The sequence below is a fragment of the Streptomyces sp. NPDC056580 genome (genome assembly GCF_042793175.1).
Classification (GTDB): Bacteria; Actinomycetota; Actinomycetes; order Streptomycetales; family Streptomycetaceae; genus Streptomyces.
In genome coordinates this window covers 137,474-157,600 of record NZ_JBHTVE010000001.1, presented here as the reverse complement: position 1 = coordinate 157,600, position 20,127 = coordinate 137,474, and the positions used below count along the sequence as shown (strand labels likewise).

Annotated in this window: 14 protein-coding genes and 1 pseudogene; 12 read left to right on the top strand and 3 right to left on the bottom strand. The window is 73.0% G+C overall.

Annotated features, from left to right (window positions below):
* Nucleotides 1-70: 70 nt before the first annotated feature.
* Nucleotides 71-1,159 carry a hydrogenase expression protein HypE gene (locus tag ACFQ9Z_RS00755; RefSeq protein ID WP_383009164.1) on the bottom strand — a complete coding sequence of 363 codons (1,089 nt, stop codon included), beginning with the start codon at nt 1,157-1,159 and terminating at the stop codon, nt 71-73.
* Nucleotides 1,156-2,772, bottom strand: coding sequence for a hypothetical protein (locus ACFQ9Z_RS00750; protein WP_383009162.1), 1,617 nt, complete (start codon nt 2,770-2,772; stop codon nt 1,156-1,158). Before ACFQ9Z_RS00750 ends, ACFQ9Z_RS00755 begins: the two co-directional genes overlap by 4 nt.
* A 421-nt stretch (nt 2,773-3,193) precedes the next feature.
* On the opposite strand from ACFQ9Z_RS00750, the gene ACFQ9Z_RS00745 reads away from it, so the two are divergent.
* Together ACFQ9Z_RS00745 and ACFQ9Z_RS00740 are read left to right on the top strand one after the other, a co-directional pair.
* On the top strand, nt 3,194-4,129 hold the full coding sequence (locus ACFQ9Z_RS00745; protein WP_383010271.1) for a glycoside hydrolase family 11 protein: 936 nt from the start codon (nt 3,194-3,196) through the stop codon (nt 4,127-4,129).
* Between the two features lie 42 nt (nt 4,130-4,171).
* Nucleotides 4,172-4,879, top strand: a pseudogene (locus ACFQ9Z_RS00740) (polysaccharide deacetylase family protein); the annotation flags it as partial.
* Nucleotides 4,880-5,063: 184 nt separating this feature from the next.
* Here ACFQ9Z_RS00740 and ACFQ9Z_RS00735 read toward each other — a convergent pair.
* On the bottom strand, nt 5,064-5,714 hold the full coding sequence (locus tag ACFQ9Z_RS00735) for a DedA family protein (protein ID WP_383010269.1): 651 nt from the start codon (nt 5,712-5,714) through the stop codon (nt 5,064-5,066).
* A gap of 236 nt (nt 5,715-5,950) precedes the next feature.
* On the opposite strand from ACFQ9Z_RS00735, the gene ACFQ9Z_RS00730 reads away from it, so the two are divergent.
* From ACFQ9Z_RS00730 to ACFQ9Z_RS00685, 10 genes are all read left to right on the top strand, one after another.
* Nucleotides 5,951-7,132 (top strand): ROK family transcriptional regulator, encoded by a 1,182-nt coding sequence (locus ACFQ9Z_RS00730; RefSeq protein ID WP_143634235.1) that lies wholly within the window; start codon nt 5,951-5,953, stop codon nt 7,130-7,132.
* Between the two features lie 297 nt (nt 7,133-7,429).
* Nucleotides 7,430-8,947, top strand: a complete 1,518-nt coding sequence (locus ACFQ9Z_RS00725; RefSeq protein ID WP_383009159.1) for a sugar ABC transporter ATP-binding protein — start codon at nt 7,430-7,432, stop codon at nt 8,945-8,947.
* The gene (locus tag ACFQ9Z_RS00720; RefSeq protein ID WP_383009157.1) at nt 8,944-9,963 is read left to right on the top strand and encodes an ABC transporter permease; all 1,020 of its coding nucleotides are present in this window, start codon (nt 8,944-8,946) and stop codon (nt 9,961-9,963) included. Before ACFQ9Z_RS00725 ends, ACFQ9Z_RS00720 begins: the two co-directional genes overlap by 4 nt.
* Nucleotides 9,964-9,979: 16 nt before the next feature.
* Complete coding sequence (locus tag ACFQ9Z_RS00715; RefSeq protein WP_383009155.1) at nt 9,980-11,044, top strand: substrate-binding domain-containing protein; 1,065 nt, start codon at nt 9,980-9,982, stop codon at nt 11,042-11,044.
* Between the two features lie 113 nt (nt 11,045-11,157).
* On the top strand, nt 11,158-12,387 hold the full coding sequence (locus ACFQ9Z_RS00710; RefSeq protein ID WP_383009153.1) for a Gfo/Idh/MocA family protein: 1,230 nt from the start codon (nt 11,158-11,160) through the stop codon (nt 12,385-12,387).
* A 12-nt stretch (nt 12,388-12,399) separates the two neighbouring features.
* Nucleotides 12,400-13,398: a sugar phosphate isomerase/epimerase family protein gene (locus tag ACFQ9Z_RS00705; protein WP_383009151.1), complete on the top strand. Its 999-nt coding sequence runs from the start codon at nt 12,400-12,402 to the stop codon at nt 13,396-13,398.
* 96 nt (nt 13,399-13,494) lie between these two features.
* Nucleotides 13,495-15,984 (top strand): PQQ-dependent sugar dehydrogenase, encoded by a 2,490-nt coding sequence (locus tag ACFQ9Z_RS00700; RefSeq protein ID WP_383009149.1) that lies wholly within the window; start codon nt 13,495-13,497, stop codon nt 15,982-15,984.
* A 14-nt stretch (nt 15,985-15,998) separates the two neighbouring features.
* Nucleotides 15,999-17,333: a ThuA domain-containing protein gene (locus tag ACFQ9Z_RS00695; protein ID WP_383009147.1), complete on the top strand. Its 1,335-nt coding sequence runs from the start codon at nt 15,999-16,001 to the stop codon at nt 17,331-17,333.
* Nucleotides 17,334-17,423: 90 nt separating this feature from the next.
* Nucleotides 17,424-18,548 (top strand): inositol-3-phosphate synthase, encoded by a 1,125-nt coding sequence (locus tag ACFQ9Z_RS00690; protein ID WP_383009144.1) that lies wholly within the window; start codon nt 17,424-17,426, stop codon nt 18,546-18,548.
* Between the two features lie 572 nt (nt 18,549-19,120).
* Entirely contained in the window at nt 19,121-20,110 is a 990-nt protein-coding gene (locus ACFQ9Z_RS00685; protein WP_383010267.1) for an SCO3242 family prenyltransferase, read from the top strand.
* Nucleotides 20,111-20,127: the final 17 nt, after the last annotated feature.

Below are 20,127 nucleotides of genomic sequence, written 5' to 3'. Positions count from 1 at the left end.
ACTGCCCCTCGCTGTTCGGGATCTGCGGTTCGGTCGGGGGATGCGGCGGCGGGCGCGGCGGCGGGCGCGGTCACGGGCGGTAGCGCGGGTCGTAGCCGCTGGTCAGCTTGCGCTTGTTGTGGCGCCACCTGGGCTCGTGGTTCACCATGTCGTTGGTCAGGCCGCGCAACCGGCGCATGACCGCCCCGTAGGGCTTGATGACCATGGACGACAGAGTGCCGCCGGGCGGCTCGTCCATGAACGGCATGAAGGCGTCGGGGAAGCCGGGCATCGTGCACCCGATGCAGATCCCGCCGACGTTGGGGCAGCCGCCGATCCCCGCCATCCAGCCGCGCTTGGGCACGTTGCAGTTGACCACCGGCCCCCAGCATCCCGTCTTCACCAGGCACTTGGGGGAGTTGTAGTCGAGCCCGAAGTCGGCCTGCTCGTAGTACGAGCCCCGGTCGCAGCCCTCGTGCACGGTCTTGCCGAACAGCCACTGCGGACGCAGCATGTGGTCCAGCGGGGGCGGGGGAGCGGAACCGGCCGCGTGCTGGAGCACCCAGATCAGGGTCTCCATGAAGTTCTCCGGCTGGATGGGACAGCCGGGCACGTTGACCACCGGCAGACCGGCCTGCGACTTGAAGTCCCAGCCCAGGTAGTCCGCGAGGCCCATGCAGCCGGTCGGGTTGCCCGCCATGGCGTGGATGCCGCCGTACGTCGCGCAGGTGCCGGCGGCCACCACCGCCCAGGCCTTCGGCGCCAGTTGGTCGATCCACCAGTTCAGGGTCTGCGGCTCGCCGGTGTCCGGGTCGTTGCCGAACGACGTCCAGTAACCGTCGCCGTCGATGATGTTCTGGTTGGGGATCGAGCCCTCGATCACCAGGATGAACGGGGCCAGTTCGCCGCGGGCCGCCGCCCGGTAGGGGGCCAGGAAGTCCTCGCCGCCCAGGCTGGGCGAGAGCACCTTGTTGACCAGGTTGACCTTGGGCAGGCCCGGGATGAGACCGAGGACGACGTCCTCGATCGAGGGCTGGTCGGCGGCCGTCAGGGAGACGGTGTCGCCGTCGCAGCTCATGCCCTCCGAGATCCAGAGGATGTGGATCTCGTCGATGCCCTCGCGCGCCCCGGCCCGGCTGGGCTCGCGGCTGACTTCGGTGGTACCGCTCTGGGTGCTCATGTCGTCGGCCTTTGCTGCAGTCGGTCGGGGAGTCGGCCGGCTCCTTGCGCCGGCGTCTCGGAGGCGTCCGTCGCGCCGTCCATCGAGCCGTCCCTCCTCCGGCCTGCCGGCCGGGCGTCGGGGCCGCGGGGGCCGCGGCCGGGTGGGGCGACCGGCTCGTCGGAGGCGAGTGGTTCGACCTCGTCGGGCCGGAAGTAGTGGAAACGGCCGTACCAGCCGTGCAGTTCGGCCGCAGGATCGTCGTCCACGGAAACCGCGAGATGGATGCTGCCGTCCACGTCGTGGAAGACGGCCGCCACCCGCGCGGTCCGGCCGGCCAGGAACATGTCCTGGGCGTCGGCGCCACGAGCGCGCGGCCGCAGCCGCACCCGGCTGCCGCCGCCGACGTCGGCACCGTCGACCACGACGGTGTCGGTGGCCGGGGACGGTCCGTCGTCGGCGCCCTCCCGCCACCAGGCCGGCCGGGCGGGCGCGCCGGGCGGGGCGGGCCGCGCCGGGGTGAGCGAGCGGATGGCGCCGTGCAGCCGGGCGAAGACCTCCGGGGGCATGTTGTCGACCCGGTCCAGGATCCGCGCCGCCCGCGGGTCGGTGGCCCGGGCCTCGGCCTTCTCCTCGTCGGTCAGCAGCATCGTGCGCAGCGAGAGGATCTCGTCGATCTCCGCCGCGTCGTGCAGGTCGCCGGGACTCTCCGGCGCCACCTGCGGACGGTCGGGCAGGATGATCGGGCAGGACAGCATCACCGGCCCGGTGGACCCCGTGTCCTCGGGCGCGCCGCCCAGGACGGGGTAGGTGAAGGCGTTGACGCAGCCGCGCGCATGCTCCACCAGTCCGGCCGGCGGATCGACGAGCGACACGAACTCCACGCCCTCGCCGCCGATCAGTGTGTGGGCGGCGAGCAGCGCGTGCCGCAGCGCATCGCCGCGCGCGGCCCGCGGGTCCGGTGCCCGCCCGCTGTTCTCGGTGCGCACGCGCAGCCGGTACACGTCCTCGGTGAGCCGCTCGGCCTCCACCGCGGTGCGAGCGAGGATCTCCTCGCGCCGTCGCACCACCCGCCCGGCGCCGCCGGGCAGCGCCTCGGTCTCCTCGGCCGCCGGAGCCCCCGTCGCGGCGCCGCACCCGCCGCGCAGCAGGTCCGCCAGCGGCCAGGCGAGACCGACGTCCTGCGGCACCGCCTCGTCGAAGGTGAGATGGTCCCGGCCGTCGTCCGTGCGCAGCGACTCGACCGGGCGGTGCCGGCCGTCCGCGCCGGCCGCCAGCACCTGCTTGTGCTGCATCTGCAGGTACCGCACGTGCACCCGTACCAGCGCGTCGGGGCGCGGTGCCCGCACCAGGCACTCGGTGCGCTGGTACCAGGAGTCGGCCGAGCCCGCGATGCCCGGCACGACGGGGCCGTCCGCCTCCACCCAGTCACGGGGCAGCAGCACCCCGAACTGCCACCGGACCCGGTTCTTGGCCGAGGAGCGGCGGTACGGGTAGAGCAGGTAGCCCTCGTACAGGACGGCGTCGGCGACCCCGCTCACCCGTGCGAACGCGTCGCCTGACCCGCCGTCCGGCGCGCCGCCGCCCAGCAGGGCGACACCCGCCTCGCCACAAACGCCGCCCGGCTCCGGCATACCGCCTCCTTGTCATGGGTGCACCGGCCCATCTCTTCCACCACGGAAACACCCCTCACCGCACCTCGCCCCTCCGGCGGAGCCACATTGGGCCGGGCAGGTGACGGACTGACTCCCGACGTCTTCGAAACTTTCGCAATGCGGTGACGGAGAATCGATCATGCCGCGTTGTGGGGCGATGGGGACGCTGGCGCGAAGTCCCGGATATGGCTCGTGAGGTGCGCATACGTCACTTGCCCGACAAGGTGATGTGGGCGAATGTTTCGAAACATCTACCGAAACTGTTGACACGACCTGCGGTCGATCCAACACTCTTCGACGTCGGCGGGAGACCCGAGGAGGCTGCATTGACATGCACACGTCCTATGTGAAAAGCCGCGGAGGCGATCGCCTCGTGCCGCTCGTCCGGAGCGCCTGCGCCATGGTGCTGGTCGCCATGGCGGCGCTGCTCCTGCCCGGCACGGCGCGCGCGGACACCGTGATCACGTCCAGCCAGACCGGCACCAACAACGGCTACTACTACTCGTTCTGGACCGACGGCGGCGGTTCGGTCTCCATGAACCTGGGCTCGGGCGGGTCCTACGGCACCTCGTGGAGCAACAGCGGCAACTTCGTCGCGGGGAAGGGCTGGAGCACCGGCGCCCGCCGGAACGTGACCTACTCGGGCAGCTTCAACCCGTCGGGCAACGCCTACCTCGCCCTGTACGGCTGGACCACCAACCCGCTGGTGGAGTACTACGTCGTCGACAACTGGGGCACCTACCGGCCCACGGGGACCTACAAGGGCACCGTCACCAGCGACGGCGGCACGTACGACATCTACGAGACCACCCGGGTCAACGCCCCCTCCATCGAGGGCACCAGGACGTTCAACCAGTACTGGAGCGTCCGCCAGTCGAAGCGGACGGGCGGCACCATCACCGCCGGGAACCACTTCGACGCCTGGGCCCGCAACGGCATGAACCTGGGCACCTTCAACTACCAGATCCTCGCCACCGAGGGCTACCAGAGCAGCGGGAGCTCCAGCATCACGGTGTCCGACTCCGGCTCCTCCGGCGGCGGAACCGGCGGTGGCGGTGGCGGCGGCAGCGGCGGCTGCACGGCGACCCTGTCGGCGGGGCAGCAGTGGAGCGACCGCTACAACCTGAACGTGTCGGTGAGCGGGGCCGCCGACTGGACCGTCACGATGAAGATCCCGTCCCCGGAGAAGGTCCTCGCCACCTGGAACGTCGGCGCCGGTTATCCGGACGCGCAGACCCTGGTCGCGAAACCCAACGGCAACGGGAACAACTGGGGCGTGACCCTGCAGACCAACGGCACCTGGACCTGGCCCACGGTGACGTGCAGTGCGAGCTGAAGTGACCATCGCGACAACGGAGTCGAGAAGGAGCGGATCCCCATGCGAACCAGCACGCGCCTGCCCTTACGGGCCCTCGTCACGACACTCGCCGTGGCGGTGACGGCCGTGGCGGCCAACGTCACCGCGGGCGCCACCGCCTCGCGCGCCGCCGGCTGCGCCGGGTACGTCGGACTCACCTTCGACGACGGCCCGTCCAACGCCCACACCCCGGCCCTGCTGGCCGCCCTGCGGCAGAGCGGGCTCAGGGCCACCATGTTCAACGAGGGCCAGTACGCCGCCGCCTACCCGGCCCAGGTGCGGGCCGAGGCCGACGCCGGCATGTGGATCGGCAACCACAGCTACAGCCACCCGCATCTGACCCAGCTCGGCCAGGCGCAGATGGACTCGGAGGTCGCCCGCACCCAGCAGGCGATCGCGGGCGCGGGCGGCGGCACTCCGCGGCTGTTCCGCCCGCCCTACGGCGAGACCAACGGCACGCTGCAGGCGGTCGAGGCCAAGTACGGCCTGCGGCAGGTCATCTGGGACGTCGACTCGCAGGACTGGAACGGCGCGAGCACCGACGCGATCGTCCAGGCGGTCTCCCGGCTGACCAACGGCCAGGTCATCCTGATGCACGAGTGGCCGGCCAACACCCTCGCCGCCGTTCCGCGCATCGCCCAGGTGCTGGCCTCCCGCGGCCTGTGCGCGGGGATGATCTCCCCGCAGACCGGCCGCGCGGTCGCACCCGGCAGCGCCGTCACCGGCGGACGCTGAGCGCACCGGCCACGATCGCCGCACCCCGGGACGCGCCTCGGACCCGGCCGGCGATCGTGGCCCAGTCGCACGGGGACCGGACCGCCGCCGGCGTGCCCGGCGCTCCCCGTCACGGTCTGGCCGGCCGGGCTCCGGCGGGGCCAGGCGCGGGGGCCCGGCCACGGACGCTCGGCCGCGCTCAGCCGCCTCGCGGACGCTCCCTGTCCCGCCGTTCGCGCCGTCTCTGGCGGGCCTCCGCCAGCAGCGGCAGCAGCGAGAGCGCGACGATCACGGCGACCAGCGGCAGCAGGTAGTCGTCGACGTGGGAGACCGACGAGCCGAGGAGGTAACCGGCGAGCACCAGGCTCTGCGACCAGAGCAGCCCGCCCACCGTCTGCCAGAGCGTGAACGCCCGGGCCGGCACCCCCAGCGCGCCGGCCGCCGGATGCAGCACGGTGCGCAGCACCGGGATGAAGCGGCCGATCACCAGCGCCTTGCCGTATCCGTACCGGGACAGGAGCTGCTCCGCCCGTGCCGTGCCCTCCTTCACCCGCCGGCTCGACGAGCGTTCCAGCAGGGGCCGCCCGCCGTGCCGCCCGAGCAGATAGCCCACCTGGCCGCCCAGCACGGAGCCGACGGCCGCGCACAGCATCACCTGCCACAACTGCAGCCGCGGCGCCTGCCCGTCGGCCGCCGCGCAGAGGACACCTGCGGGGAACAGCAGCGTGTCGCCGGGCAGGAAGAACCCGACGACGAGCAGGCCCGACTCCGCGAAGATCACCGCGAGCACGCCCAGCGCCCCGAAGGCGGCGAGCAGTGAGGCGCTGTCCGTCGGATCGACGGCGATCACCACGCTCACCTCCGCTCGCCGGCCGCTTTCCCCCAGTGTCCCGTGCCCGGCGCTCCACGCCGGTTCGACGGCCCCGCGAGACCCGCAACCGCTCCGAGGGTCTTTGTCCTCTGAGTGGAAAAAGTGCGCGGGAATCCGTGCACACCTTCTTCCCAGGCTCGGCAGCCACTGCTACTTTCCTCTCGAAAGCCCGGCACTGGCGGCCGAATACTGGCGGGGAGGGGCACGTGAGACGCATGACGGCACGACCGGCGAACACGCACCAGGCCCGCCTGCTGAAGCTGCTTCGTGACGGTGGCCCCAACTCCCGCGCCCAGCTCGGCGACCAGGTCGACCTGTCCCGGTCCAAGCTGGCCGTGGAGGTGGACCGGCTGATGGAGACCGGCCTGGTCGTGGCCGACGGACTCGCCGCCTCGCGCGGCGGCCGCCGCTCCCACAACGTCCGGCTCCACCCGGACCTCAGGTTCCTCGGCGTCGACATCGGCGCTACCTCGGTCGACGTCGCCGTCACCAACGCCGAGCTGGAGATCCTCGGGCACCTCAACCAGCCGATGGACGTCCGTGAGGGCCCCGTCGCCGTCTTCGAGCAAGTCCTGGACATGGCCGGAAAGCTGAAGGCCACCGGGCTCGCCGAGGGCTTCGACGGCGCCGGCATCGGCGTCCCCGGGCCGGTCCGGTTCCCGGAGGGCGTCCCGGTCGCGCCGCCGATCATGCCCGGCTGGGACGGCTTCCCCGTGCGGGAGGCGCTCAGCCAGGAACTCGGCTGCCCGGTCATGGTCGACAACGACGTGAACCTCATGGCCATGGGCGAGCAGCACGCCGGAGTCGCCCGCACCGTCGCGGACTTCCTCTGCGTCAAGATCGGCACCGGCATCGGCTGCGGCATCGTCGTGGGCGGCAATGTGCACCGGGGCACCACCGGCAGCGCGGGCGACATCGGCCACATCCAGGCCGTGCCCGACGGCCGCCCGTGCGCCTGCGGCAACCGGGGCTGCCTGGAGGCCCACTTCAGCGGCGCGGCGCTGGCCCGGGACGCCGTGCAGGCGGCCGGCCAGGGCCTGTCCGCCGAACTGGCGGCGCGGCTCGCGGCCAACGGCACCCTCTCCGCCGTCGACGTGGCCGCCGCGGCCGCGGCGGGCGACGCCACCGCGCTCGACCTGATCCGCGAGGGCGGCACCCACGTCGGCCAGGTCATCGCAGGCCTCGTCTCCTTCTTCAACCCCGGCCTGGTGGTGATCGGCGGCGGGGTGACCGGCCTCGGCCACACCCTGCTCGCCGCGATCCGCACCCAGGTCTACCGCCAGTCGCTGCCCCTGGCGACCGGCAACCTGCCCATCGTCCTGGGGGAACTGGGACCCACCGCCGGTGTGACCGGCGCGGCCCGGCTGATCAGCGACCACTTGTTCTCACCCGCGTGACGCACTTGTTCTCACCCGCGTAACGAGCGACCGCCCACCCGTCCGAGCAGCCCTCACCGCCCGCACTGACTCGTGTAACAGCGCCACCCGCACCCCGTCCGCTCCACCGAGCACACCTCACCGCGTGACCGCACGGCAGCCGCCGCGGCCGGCCCTGCCCTGATCCCGCCCGCCCTGCCGCCTTCACCCACACCCACAGCGCTCAACCCTGCCCGAAACGACGCCTGCCCGGCACCGAGCCCGGCCGCGGCGCAGCACGCCCTGACACCGGCCCGCACGTCCGCCGAGGGGAATCCGATGGCACCAGAAGCACCACTGCTCAGCATGTCCGGCATCACCAAGTCGTTCCCCGGCGTCCGCGCCCTCGACGGCGTCGACCTCGACGTCCAGGCGGGTGAAGTGCACTGCCTCCTCGGCCAGAACGGCGCCGGGAAGTCCACCCTCATCAAGGTCCTGGCCGGCGCCCACCAGCCGGACGGCGGCACCATCCACTGGCGCGGCGAGGCCGTCACCCTGCGCTCGCCGATCGCCGCCATGCGCCTCGGCATCGCCACCATCTACCAGGAACTCGACCTGGTGGAGCACATGTCGGTGGCCGAGAACGTCCACCTCGGCCACGAGCCCACCTCCGCCGGGTTCGTCGTACGCGGGAAGGCCGCCCGCACCTCCACGGGCGCGCTGCTCAGGCGGCTCGGGCATCCCGAGATCGATCCGGGCCGCCTGGTCGGGGACCTGTCCGCGGCCCAGCAGCAGATCGTCTCCATGGCCCGGGCGCTCTCCCACGACGTGCGTCTGATCGTGATGGACGAGCCGTCCGCCGCGCTCGACCCCGACGAGGTCGACAACCTCTTCCGCATCGTCGGGACCCTCACCGCGGAGGGCGTCGCGGTCGTCTACATCTCGCACCGGCTGGAGGAGATCCGGCGCATCGGCGACCGGGTGACCGTGCTCAAGGACGGCCGTGCCGTCGCCCGCGGACTGCCCGCCAAGACCACGCCGACCAAGGACGTCGTCGCCCTGATGACCGGACGCGACGTCGAGTACGTGTTCCCCGCCCGCCCCCCGGCGCCGCCCGCGGGCGAGCCCGTGCTGCGGATCCGCCGGCTGGCCCGGGACGGCGAGTTCGCGCCGCTCGACCTCGACGTGCGGCCGGGGGAGATCGTCGGCCTGGCCGGGCTCGTGGGGTCCGGGCGCTCCGAGATCCTGGAAACGGTCTACGGGGCGCGCCGGCCCAGCGCCGGCCAGGTCCTGGTCGACGGCAGGCCGCTGCGGCCCGGCAGCGTGCGCGCCGCCGTGCGGGCCGGGATCGGGCTCGCGCCCGAGGAACGCAAGGCGCAGGCCCTGCTGATGCTGGAGTCCGTCACCCGCAACGTGTCCGTCTCCACCCTCTCCCGCTTCTCCCGGGCCGGCTGGGTCGACCGGGGCGCCGAGCGGGGCGCGGCCCGCGCCGCGACCCGCGAGCTGTCACTGCGGCCGGACAACCCGGACGTGCCCGTGCGCACCCTGTCCGGCGGAAACCAGCAGAAGGCCGTCCTCGCCCGCTGGCTGCTGCGCGGCTGCCGGGTGCTGCTGCTGGACGAACCCACCCGAGGCGTCGACGTGGGCGCCCGGGCCGAACTGTACGCGGTCGTCCGCCGCCTGGCCGACGAAGGCCTCGCCGTGCTCCTCGTCTCCAGCGAGGTGCCCGAGGTCCTCGGCCTCGCCGACCGCGTCCTGGTGCTCCGCGAGGGCCGGGTCGTGCACACGGCACCCGCCCAGGAACTCGACGAACACCGAGTCCTCGACCTCGTCATGGAAGGAAGCCCGGCGTCATGACACAGCCCGTCTCCCCGCCCCGGGACGCCGCCGGCGAGCCGCCGCCGGCCGGCCGGCTGCCCGCCTGGCGCGGCCTGCCGGCCCGTGCCGACGTCCGCACCCTGTCCCTGCTCGGCGTGCTCGCCGCCCTCGTCGTCATCGGCGGCGTCACCAGACCCGACGAGTTCCTGGACACCCGCAACCTCCAACTCGTCCTCACCCAGGCCTCGGTGATCGGCGTGGTCACCGTCGGCATGACCTTCGTGATCACCGCCGGCGGCATCGACCTCTCCGTCGGCGCGATCGTCGCCCTCGCCTCCGTGTGGGCCACCACCGTCGCCACCCAGGAGTACGGCTTCGCCGGCATCCTCTTCACCGCGCTGGTCGTGGGCCTGGGCTGCGGGCTGGTCAACGGACTGCTGGTCGCCTACGGCGGCATGGTCCCGTTCATCGCCACCCTCGCCATGCTTGCCTCGGCGCGCGGCCTCGCGCTGCAGATCACCGACGGCCGCACCCAGGTCGTCACCGTCGACAGCGTCCTCAAGCTCGGCGAGCGCGACTCCTACGTCCTGGGCATCCCGCCGCTCGTGCTGGTCTTCGCGCTGGTCACGGTGGCTGGGTGGCTGCTGCTGAACCGCACCACCTTCGGCCGCCGCACCGTCGCCGTCGGCGGCAACGCCGAGGCCGCCCGGCTCGCCGGCATCGACGTCCGCCGGCAGCGCCTCTACCTGTACCTGCTGTCCGGACTGTGCTGCGGCATCGCCGCCTTCCTGCTGATCGTGCTCTCCGGCTCAGGCCAGAACACCAACGGCAACCTCTACGAACTCGACGCCATCGCCGCCGCGATCATCGGCGGCACCCTGCTCAGCGGCGGCCGCGGCACCATCACCGGCTCCGTGCTCGGCGTCCTGATCTTCACCACGATCACCAACATCTTCGCCCTGAACAACCTGCAGAGCGACGTCCAGCAGATCGCCAAGGGCGCGATCATCGTCGCCGCCGTCCTGGTCCAGCGCCGCACCGCGAGAACGAGCTGAGGAAGGGTCCACCGCCATGCCAGAGCACACCAGCCGCCCCACGAACGGCCTCACCAGCCGCAGAGGACTCCTCTTCGGGACCGCCGCGGTCTCCGCCGGCACCTTCCTCACGGCCTGCACCAGCAACGACACCAAGGACCAGGGCGCGGCCGCCGACACCCGCCCGGCCGCCGACGACAGGCCCGGCAAGCACGTCACCATCGGCTTCGCCGGCCCCCAGGCCGACCACGGCTGGCTCAACGCCATCAACGACAACGCCAAGAGCCGGGCGAAGAAGTACTCCGACGTCACCCTGGAGATCACCGAGGGCTCCAACGACACCGCCCAGCAGATCGGCCAGATCGAGACCCTCATCAACAAGAAGGTCGACGTCCTGGTCGTGCTGCCCGCCGACGGCAAGGCCCTCACCCAGGTCGGCCTGAAGGCGATGCGCGCCGGCATCCCCGTCGTCAACCTCGACCGCATCTTCAACTCCGCCCAGGCCTACCGCTGCTGGATCGGCGGCGACAACTACGGCATGGGTCTGAGCGCCGGGCGCTACATCGGCGAGAAGCTCAAGGACAAGCCGAACGCCCGGGTGATCGAACTGGCCGGCCTGGACAACCTGGAGCTGACCAAGCAGCGCACCCAGGGATTCGACGACGCCCTGAAGAACTATCCCAACATCAAGAAGGTGGCCCGGCAGGCGGCCGACTTCACCGTGGAGTCCGGACAGGCCAAGATGGCCCAGCTGCTGCAGGCCCAGTCCAAGTTCGACGCCCTGTGGAACCACGACGACGACCAGGGCGTGGGCGCGCTGCGCGCCATCGAGCAGGCCGGCCGGGACGACTTCCTGATGGTCGGCGGGGCCGGCGCGCTCTCCGCCTTCCAGGCCATCAAGCAGGACAACGGCGTTCTGAAGGCCACCGTCCTCTACCCGCCCACCATGGCCGCCTCCGCGATCGACCTCGCCAGGGCCCTCGGCCAGGGCAAGGGCGTCGGCGGCCTCGCCGAGTACGAGATCCCCGCGTCGATCACGCTCTACTCGGCCGTCGTGGACAAGGACAACGTCGACCAGTACATGCCCACCGGCTTCCGGTGAGCCAGAGGCCTTCCGTCCGGCCCGGGCCGGGCTCGCGGGGCCCGGCCCGGGCCGGACCGGAAGGCACTCGCCCGCACCCCCCACCGCGCCACGACGAAGAGGAGGACGAGCGCATGGAACAGCCGCAGCAGTCGACGGAGCCGGCGGCCCCCGCCGGGGAGCCGCCGGAGGGGAGACCCCCGCTGCGCGTCGGCATGGTGGGCTACGCCTTCATGGGCGCCGCCCACTCCCAGGGCTGGCGCACCGCGGGCCGGGTCTTCGACCTGCCCCTGAGTCCCGTGCAGGCCGTGATCTGCGGCCGTGACGAGACCGCGGCCCGCGTGGCGGCCGGCCGGCACGGCTGGGCGGACGTGGAGACCGACTGGCGTGCGCTCATCGCCCGGGACGACGTCGACCTGATCGACATCTGCACGCCCGGCGACAGCCACGCCGAGATCGCGCTGGCCGCGCTCGCCGCCGGCAAGCACGTGCTGTGCGAGAAGCCACTCGCCAACACCGTGACGGAGGCCGAGACCATGACGGCCGCGGCCGAGGAGGCCGAGGCCCGCGGCCGGCTGGCGATGGTCGGCTTCAACTACCGCCGCGTGCCGGCCACCGCGCTCGCCCGGCGCATGGTCGCGGGCGGCCGGCTCGGCACCCTGCGCCACGTGCGGGTGAGCTACCTCCAGGACTGGCTGGTGGACCCCGCCTTCCCGCTGACCTGGCGGCTGCGCAGGGAACTGGCCGGCTCCGGCTCGCTCGGCGACCTCGGCGCGCACATCGTGGACCTCGCCCAGTACCTCGCGGGGGAGCGGCTCGCCGGGGTGTCCGCCCTCACCGAGACCTTCGTACGGGAGCGTCCGCTGCCCGGCGGTGCGGGCAGCGGTCTGACGGCGATGCCGGCGGCCGGCACCGGCACGGTCACCGTGGACGACGCCGCCCTGTTCACCGGCCGGTTCACCTCAGGCGCCCTCGCCTCCTTCGAGGCCACCCGCTACGCCACCGGCCGCAAGAACGCCCTGCGCATCGAACTCAACGGCGAGCGCGGCTCGCTCGCCTTCGACCTGGAACGCCTCAACGAGCTGTGGTTCCACGACGCCACCGAACCGGGCCCCGAGGCCGGCTTCCGCCGCATCCTCGTCACCGAACCCGAACACCCGTACCTGGAGGCCTGGTGGCCGCCCGGCCACGGACTCGGCTACGAGCACACCTTCGTCCACCAGGTCCGCGACCTCGTCCACGCCATAGCCGAGGGCCGCCGTCCCGAGCCCTCCTTCGCCGACGGACTCCAGGTGCAGCGCGTGCTGGCCGCGGTCGAGGAAAGCGCCGAGAAGAACTCCGTCTACACGCCCGTCGCGCTCTGAGGAGGCCCGTCCATGCCGCGCCCGTTCACCCTGTTCACCGGCCAGTGGGCCGACCTGCCCCTGGAGGAGGTCTGCCGGCTCGCCCGCGACTTCGGCTACGACGGCCTCGAACTCGCCTGCTGGGGGGATCACTTCGAGGTGGACAAGGCCCTGTCCGACCCCGCCTACCTCGCCTCCCGCCACCAGCTCCTCGACAAGTACGGCCTGAGGTGCTGGGCCGTGTCCAACCACCTCGTCGGCCAGGCCGTCTGCGACGCCATCATCGACGAGCGCCACCGGGCCATCCTGCCCGCCGCGGTGTGGGGCGACGGCGACCCCGAGGGGGTGCGGCGGCGGGCGGCCGACCGGATGAGGGACACCGCCCGTGCCGCGGCCGCCTTCGGCGTCGACACCGTCATCGGCTTCACCGGCTCCGCCATCTGGCACCTCGTCGCGATGTTCCCGCCCGCCCCCGAGTCGATGATCGAGCGGGGCTACGAGGACTTCGCGACGCGCTGGAACCCCATCCTCGACGTCTTCGACGCCGAGGGCGTGCGGTTCGCCCACGAGGTCCACCCCAGCGAGATCGCCTACGACTACTGGACCACCCACCGCGCGCTCGACGCGATCGGCCACCGCCCCGCGTTCGGGCTGAACTTCGACCCCTCCCACTTCGTCTGGCAGGACCTCGACCCGGTCGGCTTCCTGTGGGACTTCCGCGACCGCATCTACCACGTGGACTGCAAGGAGGCCCGCAAGCGGCTCGACGGCCGCAACGGCCGGCTCGGCTCCCACCTGCCCTGGGGCGACCCGCGCCGCGGCTGGGACTTCGTGTCCGCCGGGCACGGCGACGTCCCCTGGGAGGACGTCTTCCGCATGCTGCGCTCCATCGACTACCGGGGCCCCGTCTCCGTCGAGTGGGAGGACGCCGGCATGGACCGGCTGCAGGGCGCCCCCGAGGCCCTGGCCCGCCTCAGGGCCCACGACTACGAGCCGCCGTCGGCGTCCTTCGACGCGGCCTTCTCCAGCTGACCGTCAGAGCGAGGTCAGTCGCCCCGTCTCCGGGATGACGGCGCATCCCGGCGCTTGCACCCGCCCGTACAACCAGCCCCGCACTGGAGGCATTTCGTGCACGGGAACGATCGCACCAACCGCACCGGAACCCACAGAACCCGTATGCGCAAGGCGGTCGCGCTGCTCAGCGGCGCGCTGCTGGCCGGCGCCACCCTCACCCTGACCACCCCGCAGGCCGGCGCAGCCGTCACCGGCCAGGACGCGACCGCCGCGGCGGCCGAGGACTTCCAGCAGGTCACCCTCGCCAAGGGCGAGGCGGAGGTCGGCGAGCCCATGTCGCTCGCCGTCCTCCCCGACCGCTCCGTCCTGCACACCTCCCGCGACGGCGAGCTGCGCCTCACCGACGCGGCCGGCAACACCAAGCTCGCCGGCAAGCTCGACGTCTACTCCCACGACGAGGAGGGCCTCCAAGGCGTCGGCGTCGACCCGGACTTCACCGACAACCGCTTCATCTACCTCTACTACGCGCCCCCGCTCGACACCCCGGCCGGCGACGCCCCCGAGACCGGCACCGCGGCCGACTTCGCGCCCTTCGACGGCGTCAACCGCCTCTCCCGCTTCGTGCTGAAGAGTGACGGCACGCTCGACACCGCCAGCGAGAAGCAGATCCTCGACGTCAGGACCACCCGCGGCCTGTGCTGCCACGTCGGCGGTGACATCGACTTCGACGCGGCGGGCAACCTGTACCTGTCGACCGGCGACGACTCCAACCCCTTCCAGTCCGACGGCTACAGCCCGCTGGACGAGCGCGCCGACCGCAACCCGGGCTTCGACGCCCAGCGCACCGCGGGCAACACCAACGACCTGCGCGGCAAGATCCTGCGCATCAAGGTCAACGCCGACGGCTCCTACTCCATCCCCGACGGCAACCTGTTCCCGCCCGGCACGGACAAGACGCGGCCCGAGATCTACGCGATGGGCTTCCGCAACCCGTTCCGGTTCAGCGTCGACAAGAAGACCGGCATCCTCTACGTCGGCGACTACGGCCCCGACGCCGGCGCCGCCGACCCCAAGCGCGGCCCGGCCGGCCAGGTCGAGTTCGCCCGCGTGACCAAGCCGGGCAACTTCGGCTGGCCGTACTGCACCGGCGCCAACGACCCGTACGTGGACTACGACTTCGCGACGAAGACCTCCGGCGCCACGTTCGACTGCTCCGCGCCGAAGAACGACTCGCCGCACAACACCGGCCTCACCGACCTGCCCCCGGCGCAGCCGGCCTGGATCCCCTACGACGGCCCGTCCGTACCGGAGTTCGGCACCGGCTCCGAGTCCCCGATGGGCGGCCCCGTCTACCACTACGACGCCACGCTCGACTCGCCCGTGAAGTTCCCCGAGGCCTACGACGGCGACTTCTTCGCCGGTGAGTTCGGCCGCCGCTGGATCAAGCGCATCACCAGCGACGCCGACGGCAAGGTCCAGTCGATCAAGGACGTCCCCTGGAGCGGCACCCAGGTGATGGACATGGCCTTCGGCCCCGACGGCGCCCTCTACGTGCTGGACTACGGCCTCTCCTGGTTCGGCGGCGACGACAACTCGGGCCTCTTCCGCATCGAGAACGCCACCGACGGCCACTCACCGGTGGCCCAGGCCGCGGCCGACCGCACCTCGGGGCAGGCGCCGCTGAAGGTGGCCTTCTCCTCGGCCGGCTCCAGCGACCAGGACGGTGACGCGCTCACCTACAGCTGGGACTTCGGCGACGGCGCGACCGCGACCGGAGCCGTCCCCACGCACAAGTACAAGAAGAACGGCACCTACACCGCCACGGTGACCGCGAAGGACACCACCGGCCGCACCGGCAGCGCCGGCGTCCAGGTGGTCGTCGGCAACACCGCGCCCGACGTCACCCTGGAACTCCCGCAGAACGGACAGCTGTTCAGTTTCGGTGACGCGGTGCCGTTCAAGGTGAAGGTCACCGACCCCGAGGACGGCAAGGCCGTCGACTGCTCGAAGGTCACCGTCAACTTCATCCTCGGCCACGACACCCACGGCCACCCGCTGACCTCCGCGCAGGGCTGCTCCGGCACCATCCAGACCAGCGCCGACGGCGGCCACGACCAGGACGCCAACATCTTCGGTGTCCTCGACGCCCAGTACACCGACGGCGGAGGCGGCGGCCAGGACGCGCTCACCACGCACGCCCGCAGCGTCCTGCAGCCCCGGCACCGCCAGGCCGAGCACTTCAGCACCTCCTCCGGCGTCACGGTGACCGCACGAAGCGCCGCTCACGGCGCCAAGGCCGTCGGCGACATCCACGACGGCGACTGGATCGCCTTCACCCCGTACGTCCTGAGCGACGCCAAGAAGATCACCGCCCGGGTCGCCTCCGCCGGCGCCGGCGGCACCCTCGAGGTCCGCGCCGGTTCCGCGACCGGCACCCTGCTGGGCAAGGCCACCGTGCCCGTGACCGGCGGCTGGGACACCTTCCAGGACGTCTCCGCGGCGCTGTCCCGCGCACCGCGCGGCACCACCACCCTGTACCTCGTCTTCAAGGGCGGCAGCGGCGCCCTGTTCGACGTCGACGACTTCACCTTCACCACCGGCTGAGAGGAGGACACACCGTGCGATCAAAGGGAAGGATCACCACCGCGGCGCTCGGCGCCGCCCTGCTCCTGGGCTGCGTGACCGCACCCGCCGTGTCGGACCCGGCCCACGCCAAGCGTGTCCTGGTCTTCTCCAAGACGGCCGGCTTCCGGCACGACTCGATCCCCGCGGGTGTCACGGCCGTCCAGCAGCTCGGCGAGGCGAACGGCTTCACCGTCGACGCCACCGAGGACGCCGGCGCCTTCACCGGCAAGAACCTGCGCCGCTACGACGCCGTGGTGTTCATGTCGACCACCGGTGACGTCCTCGACACCGCTCAGCAGGACGCGTTCGAGGGGTACATCCGCGACGGCGGCGGCTACGTCGGCGTCCACGCGGCCGCCGACACCGAGTACGACTGGCCGTTCTACGGCGGTCTCGCGGGCGCCTGGTTCCAGAACCACCCGGCGATCCAGCCAGCCGCCGTGAACGTCGAGGACCGCGCCCACCCGGCGACGGCGCACCTCGGGCGGACCTGGGAACGCACCGACGAGTGGTACAACTACCGCTCCAACCCCCGCGAGCGGGCGCACGTCCTAGCCTCGCTCGACGAGACCTCGTACTCCGGCGGCACCATGGCGGGGGACCACCCCATCGCCTGGTGCCAGGAGTACCGGGGCGGCCGCGCCTTCTACACCGGGGGCGGCCACACGAAGGAGTCGTACACCGACCCGGCGTTCCGCGCCCACCTTCTGGGCGGCCTGCGGTACGCCATCGGTGACGTGCGGGCGGACTGCCGTCCGGAGAACGGATACAGCCGGCTGTTCGACGGCACCTCCGCCTCCCTGGACGGCTGGAAACAGGCCGGTCCCGGCTCCTTCACCCGCTCCGCCGACGGCACGCTCACCTCGACCGGCGGGATGGGCCTGCTCTGGTACGCGGACCGCAGCTTCGGCTCGTACTCGCTGAAGCTCGACTGGAAGGTGGCCGGCGACGACAACTCCGGTGTGTTCGTGGGCTTCCCGCCCTCGGACGACCCGTGGTCGGCCGTGGACAACGGTTACGAGATCCAGATCGACGCCACCGACGTGCCGGAGAAGACCACGGGGTCCGTCTACGGCTTCAAGTCCGCCGATCTGAAGAAGCGCGACCGCGCGCTGAACCCGCCGGGGGAGTGGAACACGTACGAGATCCGGGTCCAGGGCGAACGCCTGCGGATCTGGCTCAACGGCGTGAAGATCAACGACTTCACCAACACCGACCCGGCCCGGAGCCTCACCGACGGACACATCGGCCTGCAGAACCACGGGGCCGGCGACCAGGTGTCCTTCCGTGACGTCCGGATCAAGGAACTGCCCGGCAAGGGCCACTGAACGGCGGCGGGCGGGGGACGCCGGACCCCCGCCCGCCGTCACCACCCCCATCCCCTCGGGGAGTTCGTGCCCTGGACAAGGAGGCTGCTCATGTCCGCGTCCCTCTCCCGTCCCCCTCGCACCGGCGTCTGGCTCGTCGGGGCCCGTGGCTCGGTCGCCACCACCGTCGTCGCCGGATGCGCCGCCGTGACGGCCGGTCTGCGCCCGCCCACCGGCCTGGTCACCGAGACGCCCGCCTTCGCCGGCAGCGGCCTGCCCGCCCTGCCGTCCCTGGTCTTCGGCGGGCACGACACCACGGCCTGCCCGCTGCCCAAGCGCGCCGAGGAGCTGGCCGCCGGCGGTGTCCTGCCGCCCGGGCTGCCCGCCGCCGTGGCGGCCGAACTCGCCGACGCCGAACGGGAGATCAGGCCCGGCGGCCCGCTGCCCGGCGACACCCGGGAGGCGGACGCGCTGATCGCCGCCTTCGCCGCCGACATCCAGGACTTCGTAGGACGGCGCGGACTGGCCCGCGCGGTCGTCGTGAACGTCGCCTCCACCGAACCCGCACCGGCCGGACAGCAGCTGCCGCCCAGCTCCCTGTACGCGGCGGCCGCCCTCCGCGCCGGCTGCCCCTACGTCAACTTCACCCCGTCCACGGGTCTGCACCACCCGGCCCTCGCCCCGCTCGCCGCGTCGAGCGCGGTGCCGTACGCCGGCCGTGACGGCAAGACCGGCCAGACCCTGCTGCGCTCCGTCCTCGGCCCCATGTTCGCCCAGCGGGCGCTGGACGTCCGGGCCTGGTCCGGCGCCAACCTGCTCGGCGGCGGCGACGGCGCCAGTCTGGCCGACCCGGCCGCGGCCGCCGCCAAGAACGCCGGCAAGGAACGCGTCCTCACCGACACCCTGGGCGGCACGCCCGAGGGCGAGGTCCACATCGACGACGTACCGGCGCTCGGTGACTGGAAGACCGCCTGGGACCACATCGCCTTCGACGGCTTCCTCGGCACCCGCATGATCCTGCAGACGATCTGGCAGGGCTGCGACTCGGCCCTCGCCGCCCCCCTCGTCCTGGACCTGGCCCGGCTCACCGCCCGCGCCCACGAACGCGGTCTCACCGGCCCCCTCGCCGAACTGGCCTTCTTCTTCAAGGACCCGGTCGGCGACGCCCCGGCGGCGCTGGCGGAGCAGTACGCGGCCCTGGTGCGGTTCGCCGGGCGGCTGGGGGAGACGGAGTGAGCCGGCTGCGCACGCTGGCCGCCGCACTGGGCCTGCCGCTCCTGTCCGCGGCGGTCCGGGCCGGTGAGCCCGCCGGCCCGGCCCGCCGGGCCGGCGGCGCACCGGCCGTCCGGCAGACGACACCGCCCCTCCGGGGGCCGGCGCCGGCCACCTGGACCACCTCGACCACCCCGCTCACCCCGACCACCTCGACCACCCCGGCTGTCCCGACCACCCCGGCTGTCCCGGCGGTCCCGATCACACCGACCACCCCGAATGTCCCGGCTACCCCCGCCGTCCCGCCCACCCCAACCCCGGTTGTCCCGGCGGTCCCGGCCACCCCGGCCCCGGTTGTCCCGGCGGTCCCGACGACCCCGGCCGTCCCGGCCGCGGGGCCACCGCCACCCGGAACCGTCCTATCGGGCGGGGGTACCGGCTCCGCAAGCGGGGCTGACCCGTCCGGCGTGACCGGCTCCGCAATCGGGGCTGACCCGTCCGGCGTGACCGGCTCGGCAAGTGGGGCTGATCTGCGGGCCGGTACCGGCTCGGCCGAGCGGACCGGCCTGGTGACGAGCCCGTACGGTTCGGCGACGGTGGCCGGCACGGCCGGGCTCACCGCGACGTCCGAGCGGCCCGGGCATCACCGTCCTGGGGCCGCCGGATCGGCCCCGGCTCGTCCTGGGGTCGCCGGTCCGGCCGCGGCTAGCCGCGCCACCACCGGGCCCGCCGCCCCCGCCCGTCTGCGCGCCTGGGCCGAACTGCTCCGGCTGCCCGCGCTGTTCACCGTCCCCGGGGACGCGCTCGCCGGAGTGGCCGCCGGTGCCGGGCGGCCCGGACCGCGCGCCTTGCTCGCCGTCGGCTGCTCGCTGTGTCTGTACGAGGCGGGGATGGCGCTCAACGACTGGGCGGACCGGGCGGAGGACGCGGTCGAACGCCCGCACCGGCCCATTCCGTCGGGCCGGGTCCGCCCCGCCGCCGCCCTCGCCGCGGCCTGCGCGTTCACGGCCGCCGGTCTCGCGCTGGCCGCCCGCGCGGGACGCCCCGCGCTGGCGGTCGCCGTGCCGCTCGCGGCCGCCGTCTGGTCGTACGACCTCGGCCTGAAGCGCACGCCCGCAGGGCCGGTCGCGATGGCCGCGGCCCGCGGCCTCGACCTGCTGCTCGGCGCCGCGGCCGGCACCGGACGCGTTCGCCCGGCACTCGTCCCGGCCGCACTGCTCGGCACCCACACCCTCGCCGTCACCGCCGTCTCCCGCCAGGAGACCCGCACCGGCTCCCCGCTCGCCCCGCTCGCCGCCCTCACCACCACCGCCCTGCTGGCCCGGGCGCTGCCGCCGCGCCCGCCCACGCTCCTCGGCACCGCCCTCGCCGTCGGCTACGCCGGGACCGCCGTCCGTCCCTACCTGCACGCCGCGCTCAACCCGTCACCGCCGCTCACCCAGCGCGCGGTCGGCGCGGGCATCCGCGCCACCATCCCGCTGCAGGCCGCCCTCGCGGCCCGTGCCGGAGCCACCGCGACCGCGCTCGCCACCGTGGCCCTCGGGCCGCCGGCCCGGTGGCTCGCGAGGCGGGTGAACGTCACATGACGCCCGGGCGGCCGGCG